Genomic DNA, 17,761 nt, shown 5'->3' on the forward strand with positions numbered 1-17,761 from the left:
GGCCCAATCAACCATAAGCTTGCATGCGCCGCTGCGAGACCTGCTGCGGCACAGTTTAGGGAAGCGACGGGATCGGCGCCAGTTTTCTCCGCGAGGCTTTTACATGGCCACTTCGACCTGTCCCGGCGCAATCACCTGCGCCTTGATAACTCTTTGAGAATTAAGGTTTTTTACGCGAATCTGTTCTTTCATCCCGCCATTGGAGAGTGCTTCCCCCGGCATGCGTACGGCGAGGGTGCCGCTGCGCGCTGTGATCACCACCTGGTCACCCTTGCGCACGACTTCGGCCTGCTCCAGATGCACCTGCGTGATGACCTGATCGGCTACCGTTGGTCGGGTCAATTTCTGCCCGATCGCTTCGTCGACGGAGGTGAGGAAACCCTGATTGATCGTGCTGACATCGCGCTCGCGCAACGTCACGTCCTGCGGCTCGATGATACCGGCGCGTTTCAGCGGACGAGTGGTAGTCACGATCTCGCGAAACAGGCGGACTTGAGCGGGCACGAACACTGTCCAGGGCGAAGTGCCTTCGCAGCGGACCTTCACCGTAACGCGCCCCAGCGGGCGCGCCGGGCTCTCCAGCGTGGCTGTCAATTCCTTGTCGCACATCGGCATGCGCATGCGCGGGTCGAGCTGGTTGACTTCGATTTCGTAGCGGCCTTCGGTTTGACTGGAAGCCAAATAGTCTTCTACGGTGAATTCAAGAAAGCCCTGAGTCACGCCGATAAGCATATCAGGCAAGGTAACCGCATCTGCATGGGCAGGACTGCCAGCAAGCAAGCAGCAAACGGCGGACACCGCGCAAAGCCCTTTGCGAAGGGTAGATGTCAGGCGTCGGGAAAATGTCGTTTGAGCGTTCATACGAGTTAAAAAGCAAGCGCCGTGCCGTTTAGCAATGAATGTGCGTCGCAACAACACTTGGCGTTGATGTAGGAGTCTGGGCATGGCTGGTGTAATGGATTCGGTGAACCAGCGCACGCAACTGGTAGGGCAGAATCGCCTCGAGCTGCTGTTGTTCCGTCTCGACGGGCCGCAGCTCTATGGGATCAACGTGTTCAAGGTACGGGAAGTGTTGCAATGCCCGTCCCTGACGTTGATGCCCAAATCCAGTCCTGTCGTGTGCGGGGTAGCGAATATACGGGGAGCGACCATTCCGATCCTGGATCTGGCAATGGCAACGGGCTCCGGTGCGTTGAAAGACAAGAACAGCCCGTTCGTGATCATCACGGAGTACAACACCAAGACCCAGGGTTTCCTGGTCCGCTCGGTGGAGCGCATCGTCAACATGAACTGGGAAGAGATCCATCCGCCGCCCAAGGGAACCGGCCGCGATCACTACCTGACCGCTGTGACTCGGGTCGACAACCAGCTGGTCGAAATCATCGATGTCGAGAAGGTGCTGGCCGAAGTGGCGCCGACGCCGGAAGCCATTTCGGTGGGCGTGGTCGATGTCGAGACGCAGACGAAGGCATTGTCGCTGCGGGTGCTGACGGTCGATGACTCGTCGGTGGCGCGCAAGCAGGTCACGCGTTGTCTGCAGACCATCGGTGTCGAAGTGGTGGCGCTGAACGACGGCAAGCAGGCGCTGGATTACCTGCGCAAGCTGGTCGACGAGGGCAAGAAGCCGGAAGAAGAGTTCCTGATGATGATTTCCGACATCGAGATGCCGGAGATGGACGGGTACACCCTGACGGCGGAAATCCGCGGCGACGCACGCATGCAAAAGCTCCATATCATCCTGCATACTTCGTTGTCGGGGGTATTCAATCAGGCGATGGTGAAGAAAGTCGGTGCTGATGACTTTCTGGCCAAATTCCGTCCTGATGACCTCGCATCCCGGGTAGTCGACCGGATCAAAGCAGCAGATATCAGCTAGGGGCGTTTTGCCCTTGGCGTTCAACACGATTTAAGAGGCGGCATCATTGTCTACGGGTAATTTGGATTTCGAACAGTTCCGGGTCTTCCTGGAAAAAGCCTGTGGCATTCTGCTCGGTGAAAACAAGCAGTATCTGGTCTCGAGCCGTCTCAACAAACTGATGGAGCAGCAAGGCATCAAGTCCCTGGGTGAGCTGGTACAGCGCATCCAGACCCAGCCGCGCAGCGGTTTGCGCGAGCAGGTGGTCGATGCCATGACGACCAACGAAACCCTGTGGTTTCGCGACACCTATCCGTTTGAAGTCTTGAAGAACAAGGTACTGCCGGAAGCGATCAAGGCCAGCCCCAACCAGCGTCTGCGGATCTGGTCGGCGGCCTGCTCGTCGGGGCAGGAACCGTACTCGCTGTCGATGTCGATCGACGAGTTCGAGCGCAGCAACCTGGGCCAGTTGAAGATGGGCGTGCAGATTGTTGCCACCGATCTGTCGGGCCTGATGCTCAACAACTGCAAGACCGGTGAGTACGACAGCCTGGCGATCGGTCGCGGTCTGTCGCCGGAACGCCTGCAACGCTACTTCGACCCGAAAGGGCCGGGGCGCTGGGTGGTCAAGGCGCCGATCAAGAGCCGAGTGGAATTCCGCTCCTTCAACCTGCTCGACAGCTACGCAGCGCTGGGCAAGTTCGACATCGTGTTCTGCCGCAACGTGCTGATCTACTTCTCTGCCGAAGTGAAGAAAGACATCCTTTTGCGCATTCACAGCACGTTGAAGCCGGGCGGGTATCTGTTCCTTGGCGCGTCCGAGGCGCTGAACGGATTGCCGGATCATTACCAGATGGTTCAGTGCAGCCCGGGGATTATCTACAAGGCGAAATAAGCGGTTTGCGCTCATACAAAAAACGGGAAGCCCGCAAAGGCCTCCCGTTTTTTTATGTCCGAAGAAATTCTCTTAACACCAACAATCCCTGTGGGAGCGAGCTTGCTCGCGAAGAGGCCGTCACATTCTGCATTTGCATTGGCTGGCACTCCGCCTTCGCGAGCAAGCTCGCTCCCACAGTTTTTCGCCGGCGATAGAGGCAGCCAAGCGGCAGAAAAGCGGCATCCGGCGGTAATCGATTGCCGCTTTTCTGGCATTGCCGCTTTGCCTGTTCGGCGCAAGGCCCCGGAATACGGGGCTTTGTTCATTTGGCACGGCGCTTGCTAAAGCTCAGATACGAAAAACCGGTCACCTGAAGGTTCCCGACATGAGCATCAGCTTCGACAAAGCGCTGGGCATTCACGAAAAGGCATTGGGCTTCCGCGCCCAGCGTGCCGAAGTACTGGCCAATAACATCGCCAACGCCGACACCCCGAACTACAAGGCGCGGGATCTGGATTTCTCCAAAGTGCTCGAAGCACAGACCGAGAAAACCAAGACCGGCGGCCACTTTGCCCTGAACATGACCAACAGCCGGCACATCGAGGCTGAAGGGCTGGGCAACGGCGACGAGTCGCTGATGTATCGCACGCCGATGCAGCCTTCGATCGACCAGAACACCGTCGACGCTCAACTGGAACAGTCCAACTACGCGGAAAACGCCGTCGGTTTCCAGGCCAGCTTCACCTTGCTCAACAGCAAATTCAAAGGGCTGGTGTCAGCCCTGCGCGGAGAATAATCCATGTCCCTGTCCAGCGTTTTCAACATTGCCGGCAGCGGCATGAGCGCGCAGACCACACGTCTGAACACCGTGGCCTCGAACATCGCCAACGCCGAAACCGTCTCCTCGAGCATCGACCAGACCTACCGCGCCCGTCACCCGGTGTTCGCCACCATGTTCCAGGGCGGCCAGGCCGGCGGCAGCAGTTCGTTGTTCCAGAACCAGGACGCGGCCGGGCAGGGTGTGCAGGTGCTCGGCGTTGTCGAAGACCAGAGCAACCTCGAGGCGCGCTACGAGCCGAACCACCCGGCCGCTGACGCCAAGGGTTACGTCTACTACCCGAACGTCAACGTGGTGGAAGAAATGGCTGACATGATTTCCGCCAGCCGCTCGTTCCAGACCAACGCGGAAATGATGAACACCGCCAAGACCATGATGCAGAAGGTACTGACCCTCGGTCAGTAATAAGGGACGAATGCCATGAGCGTTACGGACACCACCAGCACCCTGAGCATGAAAGACATCCTGGCCAACTCGTCCAAGACGAGTAGCACCACGTCGGGCGGCATCGCCTCGGCGACCAACAGTGCCACCGGCGGCCAGGCGCTGGGCAAGGATGCGTTCCTGCAATTGCTGGTCACCCAGCTGAAAAACCAGAACCCGCTCGACCCGCAGGACAACAGCGCTTTCGTGGCGCAACTGGCGCAGTTCAGCAGCCTTGAAGGCATCACCACGCTGAACTCCACAGTCAGTGGCCTTGCCGGCAACTACAACTCGTCGCAGGCGCTGCAAGCCTCGTCGCTGGTCGGTCGCAACGTGATCGTGCAGACCAACACCGCGCAGCTCGATGACCCGAGCAAAGGCCTGACCGGTTCGGTCTCCGTGCCTTCGTCGATTGCCGGCGGCACCGTGACCATCACCGACAAGGACGGCAAAGCCGTGCGCACCATCGACCTGGGCAGCCGCGCTGCGGGTGCTGCCAGTTTCACGTGGGACGGCAAGGACACCGCCGGCACCGTGGTTCCGGTCGGTACTTACACGTTCAAGGCCAGCGCACCGATCAACGGCGCGGCGACCGACCTGGCGACCTACCTGCCAGCAACCGTCAACAGCGTGACGATCAGCCAGACCGGTGGCGAGCTGATGCTCAACCTGGCCGGCAAGGGCACCGTTGCCCTGTCCAAAGTACAAACCATTGGTATATAGAGCCGACTAACCCGGCACGAAGGAGTGGAACATGTCTTTTAACATCGGCCTTAGCGGTCTCTATGCCGCCAACAAACAACTCGACGTAACCGGCAACAACATCGCCAACGTCGCCACCGCCGGGTTCAAATCCTCGCGCGCAGAATTCGAAGACGTCTATTCGGCGACTCGTCTGGGCAGCGGCAGCAAAGTGATCGGTAACGGCGTACGCCTGGCCAACGTGTCCCAGCAGTTCACCCAGGGTGACATCAACAACACTGGCAACGTGCTGGATATGGGCATTAACGGCTCTGGCTTTTTCACCATGAACAACAACGGCTCGGTGTCTTACACCCGTGCCGGTACGTTCAAGGTCGATAACGCCGGCTACATCACCAACACCGACTACACCTCGCGTTTGCAGGGTTACGGTGTGGATGCCAACGGCAAGATTATTAACGGCGTCTTGACCGACCTCAAGATCGATACCTCGAACCTGGCCCCGAAGTCGACTTCGGCGGTGGCTTCGACCATCAATCTGAACTCGACCGCTGCGGTGATCGACGATACGGTCGCGGCAGGCAAATTCGACCCTACCAACACTGCGACCTACACCAAGTCGTTCAGCACCCCGATCTATGACAGCCAGGGCAACCAGCACACCATGGATCAATACATGGTGAAAACCGGCGCCAACACCTGGAAGGTCTACACCCTGGTGGACGGTCGTAACCCGGATGCGACCGGCAGCGATCCGAAGACCACCGCGCCTGTAGCCTCGACGCTGTCCTTTGACGCGACCGGCAAGCTGACCCAGGTCAGCACGCCAGATCCGCTGGGTGGCCCGGCCATCATCAGCAGCGACCTGACACTCAAGGGCTGGGTGCCAGGCACTGTGACCGATGGTGTCTGGAAGGCTAACGGCGCGGCGGCAAACCCGGCGGGTGTGACCATCTCGATGGCCAAGACCACTCAGTACAACGCCGACACCTCGCGCACGATTCCTACTCAGGATGGTTACGCGACTGGCCAGATCACCAACCTGACCATCGACGGTACCGGTACCTTGTTCGCCAACTTCAGCAACAACCAGAGCAAGGCCATCGGACAGGTTGCACTGGCGAGCTTCACCAACGAACAGGGCCTGCAGGCGATCGGTGGCACCAGCTGGAAAGAGACGTTTGCTTCGGGTATTCCGGGCTACGATGCGCCTGAGACCGGTACGCTGGGTTCGGTGGTGTCCAACTCGCTGGAAGAATCGAACGTTAACCTGACCAATGAGCTGGTTGATCTGATCAAAGGCCAGAGCAACTATCAGGCGAACGCCAAGACCATTTCGACGCAGAGCACGATTATGCAGACCATTATTCAGATGACCTGATTCGGGTTTCTGAGCTGGTTTTTTGGGCCCCTCGTTTTGAGGGGCTTTTTTTTGGTCTTGGCGGCCTCTGGGCCGACCAGGTTCTTGGGGTTTTGGGGGTATATCCGTTTTTGCGGGTGTTGCGGCTGGCGGTTCCGCTCTTACAGCGGGTCACTTTTGCAGACGCCCAAAAGTAACCAAAACGCTTTGCTCCTGCGTTCGGCCCTCGCAGGCTCGGGTCCCTTCGCTGCGGGATCGATCCGGGCGCAGCGGCTACGGTTTGCTTCGCTGCACCTCCTTCCGCTGTGTCTGGCTGCGCCAGACGGTCGCTGCGCTCCCACGCCCGGATCAATCCCTCCACTCAGCCTTCCGACGTCGCCGGTGGATCAAGATCAAAAGCGGTACTCGAGCTTGCGCTCATCGTTTTGAGTGGTGAAAATCGTGGGGTCTGCTTTGGATCTGTGTTGGATTCGCCCCTCATCGGAACGCCGCCCGCCCAGCCCTCTCCCGAGGGAGAGGGGGCCGATTTGTGTGGTGTTTAAAACCTGCATTCGACTCGGTATCTCAGGTCGGCGTACTTCGATTAAACACCTCGGTCAGTTCCCTCTCCCTCCGGGAGAGGGCTAGGGTGAGGGGCTCTTGATGTTTTGCCTCAGCGAGCGCCGTACGCCGGGGCAAAGCCTTTTGATTCCTTTTTGCTGGGTCGGCACTCCGGCGTCTGAATAAGGTGACTCGCTGTAAGAGCGAAACCGCCAGCGGCAACACCCGCAGCAACGGATATACACCCAAAACCTCAAGAGCCCGGTCGGCCCAAAGGCCGCCAAAAAACAAAACCCCCAACAAACCAGAAGTCTGTCGGGGGTTTTGTTTGCCACGAGATTCCAGGCGTCTCGCAACGCCTGAAATCAGCTCAGCTTATTGGCAAGCTTCGCAATCCGGCTCGTCAATCGCGCAGGCCTTTGGCACGGGTGCCGGACCTGCCGGAGCGGCCAGGACCGAATCGTCGCCGTGGTTGCCGCCGCTGGAAACAGCGTTCAGCTTGCCGGTGTTGATGGTCGACTTCTCGGTGCTGGTCGCGGCCAGGGCACGGAGGTAGTAAGTGGTTTTCAGGCCACGGTACCAGGCCATGCGGTAGGTCACGTCGAGCTTCTTGCCCGATGCGCCGGCGATGTACAGGTTCAGCGACTGGGCCTGGTCGATCCACTTCTGACGACGGCTGGCGGCGTCAACGATCCACTTGGTGTCCACTTCGAACGCGGTCGCGTAGAGCTCTTTGAGCTCTTGCGGGATGCGCTCGATCTGCTGCACCGAACCGTCGTAGTACTTCAGGTCGTTGATCATCACCGAGTCCCACAGACCGCGAGCTTTCAGATCGCGAACCAGGTAAGGGTTGATCACGGTGAATTCGCCCGACAGGTTCGATTTCACGTACAGGTTCTGATAGGTCGGTTCGATCGACTGCGAGACGCCAGTGATGTTGGCGATGGTCGCGGTCGGTGCGATGGCCATGATGTTCGAGTTACGGATGCCTTTCTGTACACGGGCGCGAACCGGTGCCCAGTCGAGGGTTTCCTTCAGGTCGACGTCGATGTACTTCTCGCCACGCTGTTCGATCAGGATCTGTTGCGAATCCAGCGGCAGGATGCCTTTGGACCACAGCGAGCCGTTGAACGTCTCGTAGGCGCCGCGCTCGTCGGCCAGGTCGCAGGAAGCCTGGATCGCGTAGTAGCTGACCGCTTCCATCGACTTGTCGGCGAACTCGACGGCAGCGTCGGAGCCGTAGGCAATGTGCTGCAGGTACAGAGCGTCCTGGAAGCCCATGATGCCCAGACCGACCGGACGGTGGCGGAAGTTGGAGTTTTTCGCTTGCGGCACCGAGTAGTAGTTGATGTCGATCACGTTATCGAGCATGCGCACAGCGGTGTTCACGGTGCGTTGCAGCTTGGCGGTATCGAGCTTGCCGTCGACGATATGGTTCGGCAGGTTGATCGAGCCCAGGTTGCAAACGGCGATTTCGTCCTTGTTGGTGTTCAAGGTGATCTCGGTGCACAGGTTCGAGCTGTGCACCACGCCGACGTGCTGCTGCGGGCTGCGCAGGTTGCACGGGTCTTTGAAAGTCAGCCATGGGTGGCCGGTTTCGAAGAGCATGGACAGCATTTTGCGCCACAGGTCTTTGGCCTGGATGGTCTTGAACAGCTTGACCTTGCCCGGGTACTCGGTCAGCGCTTCGTAGTACTCGTAGCGCTCTTCGAAGGCTTTACCGGTCAGGTCGTGCAGGTCCGGTACTTCGGACGGCGAGAACAGGGTCCACTTGCCGTCATCGAAGACACGCTTCATGAACAGGTCAGGGATCCAGTTGGCGGTGTTCATGTCGTGGGTACGACGACGATCGTCACCGGTGTTCTTGCGCAGCTCGATGAACTCTTCGATGTCCATGTGCCAGGTTTCCAGGTAGGCACACACCGCGCCTTTGCGCTTGCCACCCTGGTTCACGGCCACAGCGGTGTCGTTCACCACTTTGAGGAACGGCACCACGCCTTGCGACTTGCCGTTGGTGCCCTTGATGTACGAACCCAGCGCACGAACAGGCGTCCAGTCGTTGCCCAGGCCGCCGGCAAATTTCGACAGCATGGCGTTGTCGTGGATCGCGTGATAGATGCCCGACAGGTCATCCGGCACAGTGGTCAGGTAGCAGCTCGACAGCTGTGGACGCAGGGTACCGGCGTTGAACAGGGTCGGGGTCGAAGCCATGTAGTCGAACGAGGACAGCAGGTTGTAGAACTCGATCGCACGGTCTTCTTTCTGCTTCTCTTCGATCGCAAGACCCATGGCCACGCGCATGAAGAAGATCTGCGGCAGTTCGAAACGCACGCCATCCTTGTGGATGAAGTAGCGGTCGTACAGGGTCTGCAGGCCCAGGTAGGTGAATTGCTGATCGCGCTCGTGGTTGATCGCCTTGCCCAGTTTTTCCAGGTCGAAGGTGGCCAGCACAGGGTTCAGCAGTTCGAACTCGATACCCTTGGCGATGTAGGCCGGCAGGGCCTTGGCGTACAGGTCGGCCATTTCGTGATGGGTGGCGCTTTCGGCGACTTCGAGGAAGTTCAGGCCTTCGGCACGCAGGGTGTCCATCAGCAGGCGGGCGGTGACGAACGAGTAGTTCGGCTCACGCTCGACCAGGGTGCGGGCGGTCATCACCAGTGCGGTGTTGACGTCGGTCAGGGCGACGCCGTCGTACAGGTTCTTCAGGGTTTCGCGCTGGATCAGGTCGCCGTCGACTTCTTCCAGGCCTTCGCAGGCCTCGGTGACGATGGTGTTCAGACGGCCCATGTCCAGCGGCGCCAGGCTACCGTCGGCGCGGGTGATGCGGATCGACGGGTGCGCGTTGACGGCTGCTTCGGCCGGGGCGTGGGCAGCGCGTTCTTTCGAACGGCCGTCACGGTAGATCACGTAGTCGCGAGCGACTTTCTGCTCGCCGGCACGCATCAGGGCCAGTTCGACCTGGTCCTGGATTTCTTCGATGTGGATGGTGCCGCCCGATGGCATGCGACGCTTGAAGGTCGCGGTGACCTGTTCGGTCAGGCGCGCAACGGTGTCGTGGATTCGCGACGAGGCGGCAGCGGTGCCGCCTTCAACTGCGAGGAACGCTTTGGTGATAGCGACGGTGATCTTGTCATCGGTGTAAGGAACGACAGTGCCATTACGCTTGATCACGCGCAGCTGGCCAGGCGCGGTGGCTGCCAGATCCGAAGTCGAATCGGCGGCCTGCGGCAAGGTGCCCTGCGGGTTCTCGCGAGTTGTGTCGGTTTGCATGGGGGGTGGTCTCCACATTCTCTATGTTTGTTTGGCACCGTCATGGTGCTCACCGTTCTGTACCGAAGCACTGCAACCGACGGGCGTCGGCATTACAAACTTCGGAACAGTAGGAAAAAGGCTGCAACGCCGCATCCTTGCCGAAGTTTTGGTAGCCAGCCGAAGCTCGCCACCGGATTCCTTCGCGGGTGACAGTCATGACTGCAACACCCATACCGTTTTGTCCGTTTCGGACCAAATAAAACGGTGCCATCCGCCAGTGCGGTTTGGGCTTGAAAAAACTCGTTCGTTCAACCGGAAACTCGCCATAAAGCGCTTGAGTTTCAGGTCTGAAATGTGGTTGGGCGATTTAGACGAAAACCCTATATGTAGGGTCTGCGTTTTCGCGGTGCTACAAGATAATGCGTTTCAGGGGGGGATTGCAACGTACTACCTGTGGATAAGCCTGTGCGTAATTTGTGTAAGAAACAGGGAAAACGCGTGTAGGCCGCGAACCTGCTGAGCCAGACCGTTTGTCACTGTTTTTTTGCCTGGAAAAACGTTACAGCGGTTTTTTAAGGGCGCGAACCCTATCACAGAATTCCGCCTTGTCCGAACGCATTTACCGACTTGTTTTCCGGGTGGCCGGCGTTTATACAATCGCTGGCTGCATGGGCATTTTTATCCTCCTGAAACATGACAGATGATCGGGAGGTACACGCAGGATTGTGGGAGCGAGCCTGCTCGCGAATCGGTTGACCACTGAGCATTCAGGTTGGAGCAACTGACGCTTTCGCGAGCAGGCTCGCTCCCACAGGTTTTGTCCGTGTCAGGCGATTGTCTTTCTTCTTTTAATAAAAACAGCAAACAGAGGTCACCGGTGGAGCAACAAACCTGGCAGGTATTGATTGTCGAGGATGACCAGCGACTGGCCGAGCTCACCCGTGACTACCTGCAAGCCAATGGCCTGCGCGTGGAGATCGAAGGCAACGGTGCGCTGGCGGCGGCGCGGATCATCAGGGAGCAGCCGGATCTGGTGATCCTCGATCTGATGCTGCCCGGCGAGGATGGCCTGAGCATCTGCCGCAAGGTGCGCAGCCAGTACGACGGGCCGATCCTGATGCTCACCGCGCGCACCGATGACGCTGATCAGATCCACGGCCTCGACCTTGGTGCCGACGACTATGTCTGCAAACCGGTGCGCCCGCGTTTGTTGCTGGCGCGGATCCAGGCGTTGCTGCGACGCAGTGACACACCGGAACCGGCCGCGGAAAAATCCCGTCGCCTGCAATTCGGCCCGCTGGTGGTCGACAACGCGTTGCGTGAAGCCTGGCTGAGCGACAACGGCATCGAGCTGACCAGCGCCGAGTTCGACCTGCTCTGGCTGCTGGTCTCCAACGCCGGGCGGATTCTTTCGCGCGAAGAAATCTTCACCGCATTGCGCGGCATCGGCTATGACGGCCAGGACCGCTCGATCGACGTGCGCATCTCACGCATCCGTCCGAAAATCGGCGACGACCCCGACCATCCGCGCCTGATCAAGACCATCCGCAGCAAAGGCTATCTGTTCGTCCCGGAAGCCTGCGCAGACCTGGCGCTGTGAATTCGATCTTCCTGCGCATCTACGGCGGCATGTGCGCCGCGCTGATTCTGGTGGCGGTGCTCGGCGTGCTGGCACTGAACCTGCTCAATCAGGTGCGCAGCGAGCAATATCGCGAACGCCTGGCGCACGGCACTTTCTCGCTGATGGCCGACAACCTGCAACCGATGAACCAGACCGAACGCCATCGCGCGTTGCTGGTGTGGGAGCGGCTGCTCGGCATCCCGCTGACGCTGAAGAAATTCTCTGAAAGCGACCTCGATCTGGCCCAGCGCACCCGTGTGCTGCGCGGTCAAGCGCTGGTCGAGCAGACCGGACCCCACGCGGCCAAGGTCTATCGACTGGTCAGCGAAAAAGAGCAGCTTGTACTGGTAGGAGAGGTACAGCAGATCAGCGAGCAACTGGCCCGGGCGACCATTTATTTGCTCGCCGATGAACTGGTGCGAGTACCGGTCGGCGAACAGCCCAAACGTCTGGCGCAGATAAAGCAGGAAAAGGGCTTCGGCTTCGATCTGCGTCTGGTCACGGTAAATGACGCCGACATGGACGAAGACCAGAGCCGCCGCGTGGCCGAGGGCGATACGGTGATGGCGCTGGGCAAGGGCGGCGATTCGATTCGCGTCTTCGCCGGCATGGTCGGTACGCCGTGGGTGCTGGAAATCGGCCCGCTGTATCAGATGAATCCGTACCCGCCGGAATGGCTGGTATTGATTGCCGCGCTGGGCCTGACCCTCATCGGTCTCATCGTTTATCTGCTGGTGCGTCAGCTTGAGCGGCGTTTGCGCGGCCTCGAAGCAGCGGCCACGCGCATCGCCAAGGGCAGCCTGGAAACCCGCGTACCTGCACGCGGTGCCGACTCGGTCGGGCGTCTGGCGGCGGCGTTCAATGGCATGGCCGAGCACTTGCAGCAACTGCTGGCGATCCAGCGTGAACTGGTACGCGCGGTGTCCCATGAATTGCGCACGCCGGTGGCGCGGCTGCGTTTCGGTCTGGAAATGATCGGTACGGCGACCACCCCGCAGGCGCTGGAGAAATACCGCGAAGGCATGGATCACGACATCGAGGACCTCGATAAGCTGGTCGACGAAATGCTCACCTACGCGCGGCTGGAACAGGGCTCGCCGGCGCTGACCTTCCAGCGCATCGACCTGGATGCGCTGGTCAATGAGGTGATCGAAGAATTGGCGCCACTGCGCGCCGAGGTCACGGTGCAGCGCGGTTTGTGTTTGTCATCGGCCGACAATGACGGCGCCTGGGTCGAGGCTGAACCGCGTTATTTGCATCGGGCGCTGCAGAATCTGGTGGGCAACGCGATGCGCCATGCGCACTCGCAGGTGACGGTGAGTTATCAGGTCGGCCAGTTGCGTTGCCGGATCGACGTCGAGGATGACGGGCCGGGAGTGCCGGAGGTGGCATGGGAGCGGATCTTCACGCCGTTTCTGCGCCTCGACGATAGCCGCACGCGGGCGTCGGGCGGGCATGGGCTGGGGCTGTCGATTGTGCGGCGGATAATTCACTGGCACGACGGCCGCGCGATCATTGGCAAGAGCAAGAGTCTGGGTGGGGCGTGTTTCAGTCTGAGTTGGCCGAGGAATCAGGAGCGCCGCTGAGATACGGGATACCGCCTTCGCGAGCAGGCTCGCTCCCACATTTGAAATGCAATCCCCTGTGGGAGTGAGCCTGCTCGCGATAGCGCCATTGCCGACAATGCAAATCCTCAGGCAGGAATGCTGACCAGACTCAACAACTGCCCATCCTGCACTGCAAACTGCGCCTCCAGCTCCGATCCGTTGCGCCATTCGCCGGACAAATCAGTCAACAAGCGCAGCCTGACCTGACCCGCCTCAGTCCACTCCAACACTTCTGCATGCTCGAAATAAAAACGCTGCTGCACGATCGGGTACAGCGCTTTGAACAGACTTTCTTTGACCGAAAACGTCAGGGTCACCAGTAACGCCAACTGATCCTCAGATCCCGCTGCCATGCGCTGCAGTTCCGCTGGGGTGAGAATCTCCCCGGCCAGGCGTTCGGCGCGCTCGTGGCTCAACAGGTTTTCCAGATCCATGCCCAGGCCGCGCCAGTGCTGCTTGTTGGCGACAATCGCTGCGGCGCGGCCGGTGCTGTGGGTGATCGAACCGCAAATGTGCGCTGGCCACACCGGGGCGCGGTCTTCGCCGATCGGCGGAACGATATTCAGGCCTTCGAGTTGGTGCAGCGCGGCACGGGCGCAGATGCGCCCGGCGAGAAACTCGGCCTGACGCTTGGCCACCGAGCGCTGGATGCTTGGCGGCGCGAGTACAGCGCTGCGATGGAAGTCATCGCCGAGCAACTGTGCCGGATCGAAGTGGGTACTGAGCAGCACGGTATCGGCAAGCACCGTTGGCAACGGCCAATGGCTGTCGAGGGCAGTGCAGCAGGCGGGCAGGGCGAGGGTGATATGCATGGCGGGCATTTTGCCGGTTAGTCGGGGCGAGGTCGAGATCGGCGGTGAAGCCTTCGCGAGCAGGCTCGCTCCCACAGGGGATCTTCTGTGCGACAGATATCCGGTGTGGGAGCGAACCTGCTCGCGAAAGCCACGCCTCGGTCGTTACTGACTCAACCGAAAATCTTCTTGAAGAACGCCTGCATATCCGCCCACGACTTCTCGTCCGCCGCCTTGTTGTAACCAATGTCCGGCCCGCCATGCTCGCCATGGCTCAGGCGATCGGCATCCGGGTTGCTGAAACCATGCTTGGCGCCATCCAGACTGACGAACTGGTAGTCCGCCCCGGCCTTGTCCATCTCCGACTTGAACGCGGTGACGTTGTCCTGAGTGACCATGCTGTCCAGCGCACCGTGCTCGACGAGGATTTTCGCCTTGACGCTGCCCGGAGTCGCCGGGGTCTTGGTTGCCAGCGCGCCATGGAAACTCACCACACCGGCCAGCGGCACACCCTGACGCGCCGCATTCAGCACCACGCCGCCACCGAAGCAATAGCCGATGGCGGCGATTTTGTTCGGGTCGGTCTGCGGTTGCTTCTTCAGCAGATCGAGCCCGGCGGCGAAGCGTTTACCGGCAGCATCGGCGTCCTTGGTCGCTGCCTGCATGAAGGCCATGGCGTCTTTCGGGTGCTCGGTGTTCTTGCCTTCGCCGTACATGTCGATGGCCAGCGCGCTGTAGCCGAGTTCGGCGAGATCCCGCGCGCGGCGCTTGGCGTAATCGTTCAACCCCCACCATTCGTGGACCACGACAACGCCGGGGCGGGGGCCTTTGATCGCGTCGTCATAGGCGTAGTAACCGATCAGTTGGCTGCCGTCGGCGCTTTGATAGGGGATTTCTGCAGTCTTGATCGCAGCCTGGGTGAGGCTGCTGACCGCCAGCAAAGTCAGGGCGAGGAACAGGCGCATGGTCGGGTCTCCTTATTGAAAGTGGTCAGAACAGCCTAGTCGATCTGGTTCAGGTCTGGTTCAGAGACGGTTCAGGGGCCGTACAGGGGCGGCTGAGTAACCTTGCGCCATACCCAAACAGCACTGTGAAAGAGGAAATACCCATGACTCGTATCAACAAACTGCTGCTGGCTTTTACCCTGTTAGGCTCCAGCATCGCGGCCAATGCCGACGACACCAGCAACTTCGCCGGCCTGACGTTCGGCCAGACCAGCGACAAGATCGACAAGTCCCACGCGCTGAACAATAACCTTGGCCACCCCAACGCCACCGGGGCCATCGACGGCAACAACACCTACGGCATGCGCCTCGGTCAGCAAAACAGCCAGGGCCGCTACTACGCCACCTACGACAACGTTTCCGGCTCGCACAATGGCGTTAAACTGCGCCAGGAAAATCTGCTCGGCAGCTATGACCTGTTCTACCCGGTGGGCGGCAGCACCAAACTGTTCGGTGGCGCCACCGCCGGTCTGACCAAGCTGACGCAGGATTCGCCAGGCTTCAGCCGTGACAGCGACATCGGTTACGCCATCGGTGGTCAGGTCGGTGTGTTGCAGCAGGTTTCGCAGAACACGTCGGTGGAACTCGGTTACCGTTACCTGCGCAGCAACGCCAGCACCGAAATGAAAGAGAGCGGCGGCAGCAAACAGGGCTCGCTGGACTTGACCAGCAGCGCGCAGACCTACCTGTCGGCCAACTACTATTTCTAAGCGGTTGCCGCCGATTGAAGTGTGGGAGCGAGCCTGCTCGCGAAAGCGATGTTTCATTCAACATCATCGTTGACTGAATGACCGCATTCGCGAGCAGGCTCGATCCCACAGGTTTTGACTGGAGTGTTCAGGTGATGGGGAGAAGGACATGAAACTGTTGGTCGTCGAAGATGAGGCGCTGTTGCGTCATCACCTGCAAACCCGCCTGACGGAGAGCGGTCATGTGGTCGAGTCCGTGGCCAATGCCGAGGAGGCGCTGTACCAGACCGGACAGTACAACTTCGATCTGGCAGTGATCGATCTCGGCCTGCCGGGCATGGGCGGCCTGGACCTGATCCGCCAGTTGCGCTCGGGCGGCAAGACCTTTCCGATCCTGATCCTCACCGCGCGCGGCAATTGGCAGGACAAGGTCGAAGGGCTCGCCGCCGGTGCCGACGATTACGTGGTCAAGCCGTTCCAGTTCGAAGAGCTCGATGCACGCCTGAACGCATTGCTGCGCCGTTCCAGCGGCTTCACCCAGTCGACCATCGTTGCCGGGCCGTTGCTGCTCGACCTCAATCGCAAACAGGCGAGCCTTGATGAGCAGCCGCTGGCGCTGACCGCCTACGAGTACCGCATCCTCGAATACCTCATGCGCCATCATCAGCAAGTGGTGCCCAAGGATCGCTTGATGGAGCAGCTCTATCCGGACGATGACGAGCGCGATCCGAATGTCATCGAAGTGCTGGTCGGCCGTCTGCGGCGCAAACTCGAAGGCCCGGCCGGGTTCAAGCCGATCGACACCGTGCGCGGCCTCGGCTACCTGTTCAATGAGCGCTGCACTTGATCCGTTCCCTTCGCGTTCGCTTGATGCTCGCCGCCACCACGTTGGCGGTGTTGTTCATGCTTGCCTTGTTGCCGGCGATGCAGGGCGCCTTCAGCCTTGCCTTGCAGGACTCGATCGAGCAACGTCTGGCCTCCGACGTCACCACATTGATCTCCGCCGCACGGGTGGAAAACGGCCATTTGGTGATGCCCTCGCAATTGCCGGATGAGCGCTTCAACCTTACCGATTTCCGCTTGCTCGGCTATATCTACGACCGCGACGGCAAGCTGGTGTGGCGTTCGAAAGCCACCCAGGAAGAACAGATCAACTACAAACCGCGTTACGACGGCCTCGGCAACGAGTTCGCGCGGATCCGGGAAGCCAGCGGTCAGGAGTTCTTCGTCTACGACGTCGAAGTCAAATTGCTCGGCGGCAAAAGCGCAGCGTTCAGCATCGTCGCCCTGCAACCGGTGCGCGAATACGAAACCACTCTCGAAGGCCTGCGCGAAAACCTCTATCTGGGCTTCGGCGCGGCATTGCTGGTTTTGCTGGCGCTGCTATGGATCGGCCTGACCTGGGGCCTCAAGGCCTTGCGCCGCTTGAGCCAGGAACTCGACGAAATCGAAGGCGGCACTCGCGAAAGCCTCACGGAAAAACACCCGCGTGAACTGCTGCGCCTGACCGGCTCGCTCAACCGCCTGCTGCTCAGCGAACGCCAGCAGCGCAGCCGCTACCGCGACTCCCTCGACGACCTCGCCCACAGCCTGAAAACCCCCTTGGCGGTGCTGCAAGGTGTCAGCGAAGACATGGCGCAGCGCCCGGAAGACCGCGACCAGGCTTGGGTCCTGCAAAGCCAGATCGAACGCATGAGCCAGCAGATCAGCTACCAACTGCAACGGGCCAGCCTGCGCAAAAGCGGCCTGGTGCGCCATCAGGTGCGCCTGCAACCGGTGCTCAAAAGCCTCTGCGATACGCTGGACAAGGTCTACCGCGACAAACACGTGCGCGTAACCTTTGATCTGCCGGAACATTGCTACGTGCCGATCGAACAGGGCGCTTTGCTGGAAATGCTCGGCAACCTGTTGGAAAACGCCTACCGCCTGTGCCTTGGTGAAGTGCGGGTCAGCGTGCGCGAGTCACTGGCCGGGATCGAATTGTGCGTAGAAGATGACGGGCCGGGTGTACCGCTCGATCAGCGTGCGCGGATTCTCGAACGCGGCGAGCGTCTGGACGCCCAGCATCCGGGGCAGGGGATCGGGCTAGCGGTGGTCAAGGACATCATCGAAAGCTACAACGCCCGTTTGGCTTTGGGCGATTCGCCGATGGGCGGGGCGGCGTTCAGGATTCATTTTCCGGCGATGTGAAGGTTGGCCGTG

Annotated in this window: 15 protein-coding genes; 11 read left to right on the forward strand and 4 right to left on the reverse strand. The window is 60.1% G+C overall.

What is annotated here, in order from left to right:
* Positions 1–99: 99 nt before the first annotated feature.
* Positions 100–861 carry a flagellar basal body P-ring formation chaperone FlgA gene (flgA, locus tag ACMYUN_RS22045; RefSeq protein WP_415763995.1) on the reverse strand — a complete coding sequence of 254 codons (762 nt, stop codon included), beginning with the start codon at positions 859–861 and terminating at the stop codon, positions 100–102.
* An 82-nt stretch (positions 862–943) separates the two neighbouring features.
* Between flgA and ACMYUN_RS22050 the strand changes: the two genes are divergently transcribed.
* The 6 genes from ACMYUN_RS22050 (at position 944) to flgE (ending at position 6,076) form a co-directional block, all read left to right on the forward strand.
* Positions 944–1,876: a chemotaxis protein CheV gene (locus ACMYUN_RS22050; RefSeq protein ID WP_016773611.1), complete on the forward strand. Its 933-nt coding sequence runs from the start codon at positions 944–946 to the stop codon at positions 1,874–1,876.
* A gap of 46 nt (positions 1,877–1,922) precedes the next feature.
* Positions 1,923–2,750, forward strand: a complete 828-nt coding sequence (gene cheR, locus ACMYUN_RS22055; protein ID WP_016773612.1) for a protein-glutamate O-methyltransferase CheR — start codon at positions 1,923–1,925, stop codon at positions 2,748–2,750.
* Positions 2,751–3,117: 367 nt separating this feature from the next.
* Positions 3,118–3,528: a flagellar basal body rod protein FlgB gene (gene flgB, locus ACMYUN_RS22060; protein WP_016773613.1), complete on the forward strand. Its 411-nt coding sequence runs from the start codon at positions 3,118–3,120 to the stop codon at positions 3,526–3,528.
* A gap of 3 nt (positions 3,529–3,531) precedes the next feature.
* Positions 3,532–3,975 (forward strand): flagellar basal body rod protein FlgC, encoded by a 444-nt coding sequence (flgC, locus tag ACMYUN_RS22065; RefSeq protein WP_039757856.1) that lies wholly within the window; start codon positions 3,532–3,534, stop codon positions 3,973–3,975.
* A 15-nt stretch (positions 3,976–3,990) separates the two neighbouring features.
* The gene (flgD, locus tag ACMYUN_RS22070) at positions 3,991–4,716 is read left to right on the forward strand and encodes a flagellar hook assembly protein FlgD (RefSeq protein WP_129997429.1); all 726 of its coding nucleotides are present in this window, start codon (positions 3,991–3,993) and stop codon (positions 4,714–4,716) included.
* A gap of 31 nt (positions 4,717–4,747) precedes the next feature.
* Positions 4,748–6,076: a flagellar hook protein FlgE gene (flgE, locus tag ACMYUN_RS22075; RefSeq protein WP_016773616.1), complete on the forward strand. Its 1,329-nt coding sequence runs from the start codon at positions 4,748–4,750 to the stop codon at positions 6,074–6,076.
* A gap of 894 nt (positions 6,077–6,970) precedes the next feature.
* Here the strand turns inward: flgE and ACMYUN_RS22080 are convergent.
* On the reverse strand, positions 6,971–9,865 hold the full coding sequence (locus tag ACMYUN_RS22080; RefSeq protein WP_024013986.1) for a ribonucleoside-diphosphate reductase subunit alpha: 2,895 nt from the start codon (positions 9,863–9,865) through the stop codon (positions 6,971–6,973).
* Between the two features lie 859 nt (positions 9,866–10,724).
* Between ACMYUN_RS22080 and ACMYUN_RS22085 the strand changes: the two genes are divergently transcribed.
* Positions 10,725–11,447 carry a response regulator gene (locus tag ACMYUN_RS22085; RefSeq protein ID WP_415761767.1) on the forward strand — a complete coding sequence of 241 codons (723 nt, stop codon included), beginning with the start codon at positions 10,725–10,727 and terminating at the stop codon, positions 11,445–11,447.
* Positions 11,444–13,054 (forward strand): ATP-binding protein, encoded by a 1,611-nt coding sequence (locus ACMYUN_RS22090; RefSeq protein ID WP_415761768.1) that lies wholly within the window; start codon positions 11,444–11,446, stop codon positions 13,052–13,054. Before ACMYUN_RS22085 ends, ACMYUN_RS22090 begins: the two co-directional genes overlap by 4 nt.
* A 107-nt stretch (positions 13,055–13,161) precedes the next feature.
* Here ACMYUN_RS22090 and ACMYUN_RS22095 read toward each other — a convergent pair whose 3' ends face one another.
* On the reverse strand, positions 13,162–13,887 hold the full coding sequence (locus ACMYUN_RS22095) for a 4'-phosphopantetheinyl transferase family protein (protein WP_415761769.1): 726 nt from the start codon (positions 13,885–13,887) through the stop codon (positions 13,162–13,164).
* 152 nt (positions 13,888–14,039) lie between these two features.
* The gene (locus ACMYUN_RS22100) at positions 14,040–14,831 is read right to left on the reverse strand and encodes a dienelactone hydrolase family protein (protein WP_415761770.1); all 792 of its coding nucleotides are present in this window, start codon (positions 14,829–14,831) and stop codon (positions 14,040–14,042) included.
* A gap of 143 nt (positions 14,832–14,974) precedes the next feature.
* On the opposite strand from ACMYUN_RS22100, the gene ACMYUN_RS22105 reads away from it, so the two are divergent.
* The 3 genes from ACMYUN_RS22105 (at position 14,975) to ACMYUN_RS22115 (ending at position 17,749) form a co-directional block, all read left to right on the forward strand.
* On the forward strand, positions 14,975–15,580 hold the full coding sequence (locus tag ACMYUN_RS22105; protein ID WP_039757849.1) for a membrane protein: 606 nt from the start codon (positions 14,975–14,977) through the stop codon (positions 15,578–15,580).
* A 148-nt stretch (positions 15,581–15,728) separates the two neighbouring features.
* Positions 15,729–16,406: a response regulator transcription factor gene (locus tag ACMYUN_RS22110; protein WP_016773623.1), complete on the forward strand. Its 678-nt coding sequence runs from the start codon at positions 15,729–15,731 to the stop codon at positions 16,404–16,406.
* Positions 16,403–17,749, forward strand: coding sequence for an ATP-binding protein (locus tag ACMYUN_RS22115; protein WP_415761771.1), 1,347 nt, complete (start codon positions 16,403–16,405; stop codon positions 17,747–17,749). Before ACMYUN_RS22110 ends, ACMYUN_RS22115 begins: the two co-directional genes overlap by 4 nt.
* Positions 17,750–17,761: the final 12 nt, after the last annotated feature.

Source organism: Pseudomonas sp. CP4, assembly GCF_047758505.1.
In the GTDB taxonomy this organism is placed as follows: Bacteria; Pseudomonadota; Gammaproteobacteria; order Pseudomonadales; family Pseudomonadaceae; genus Aquipseudomonas; species Aquipseudomonas fluorescens_AO.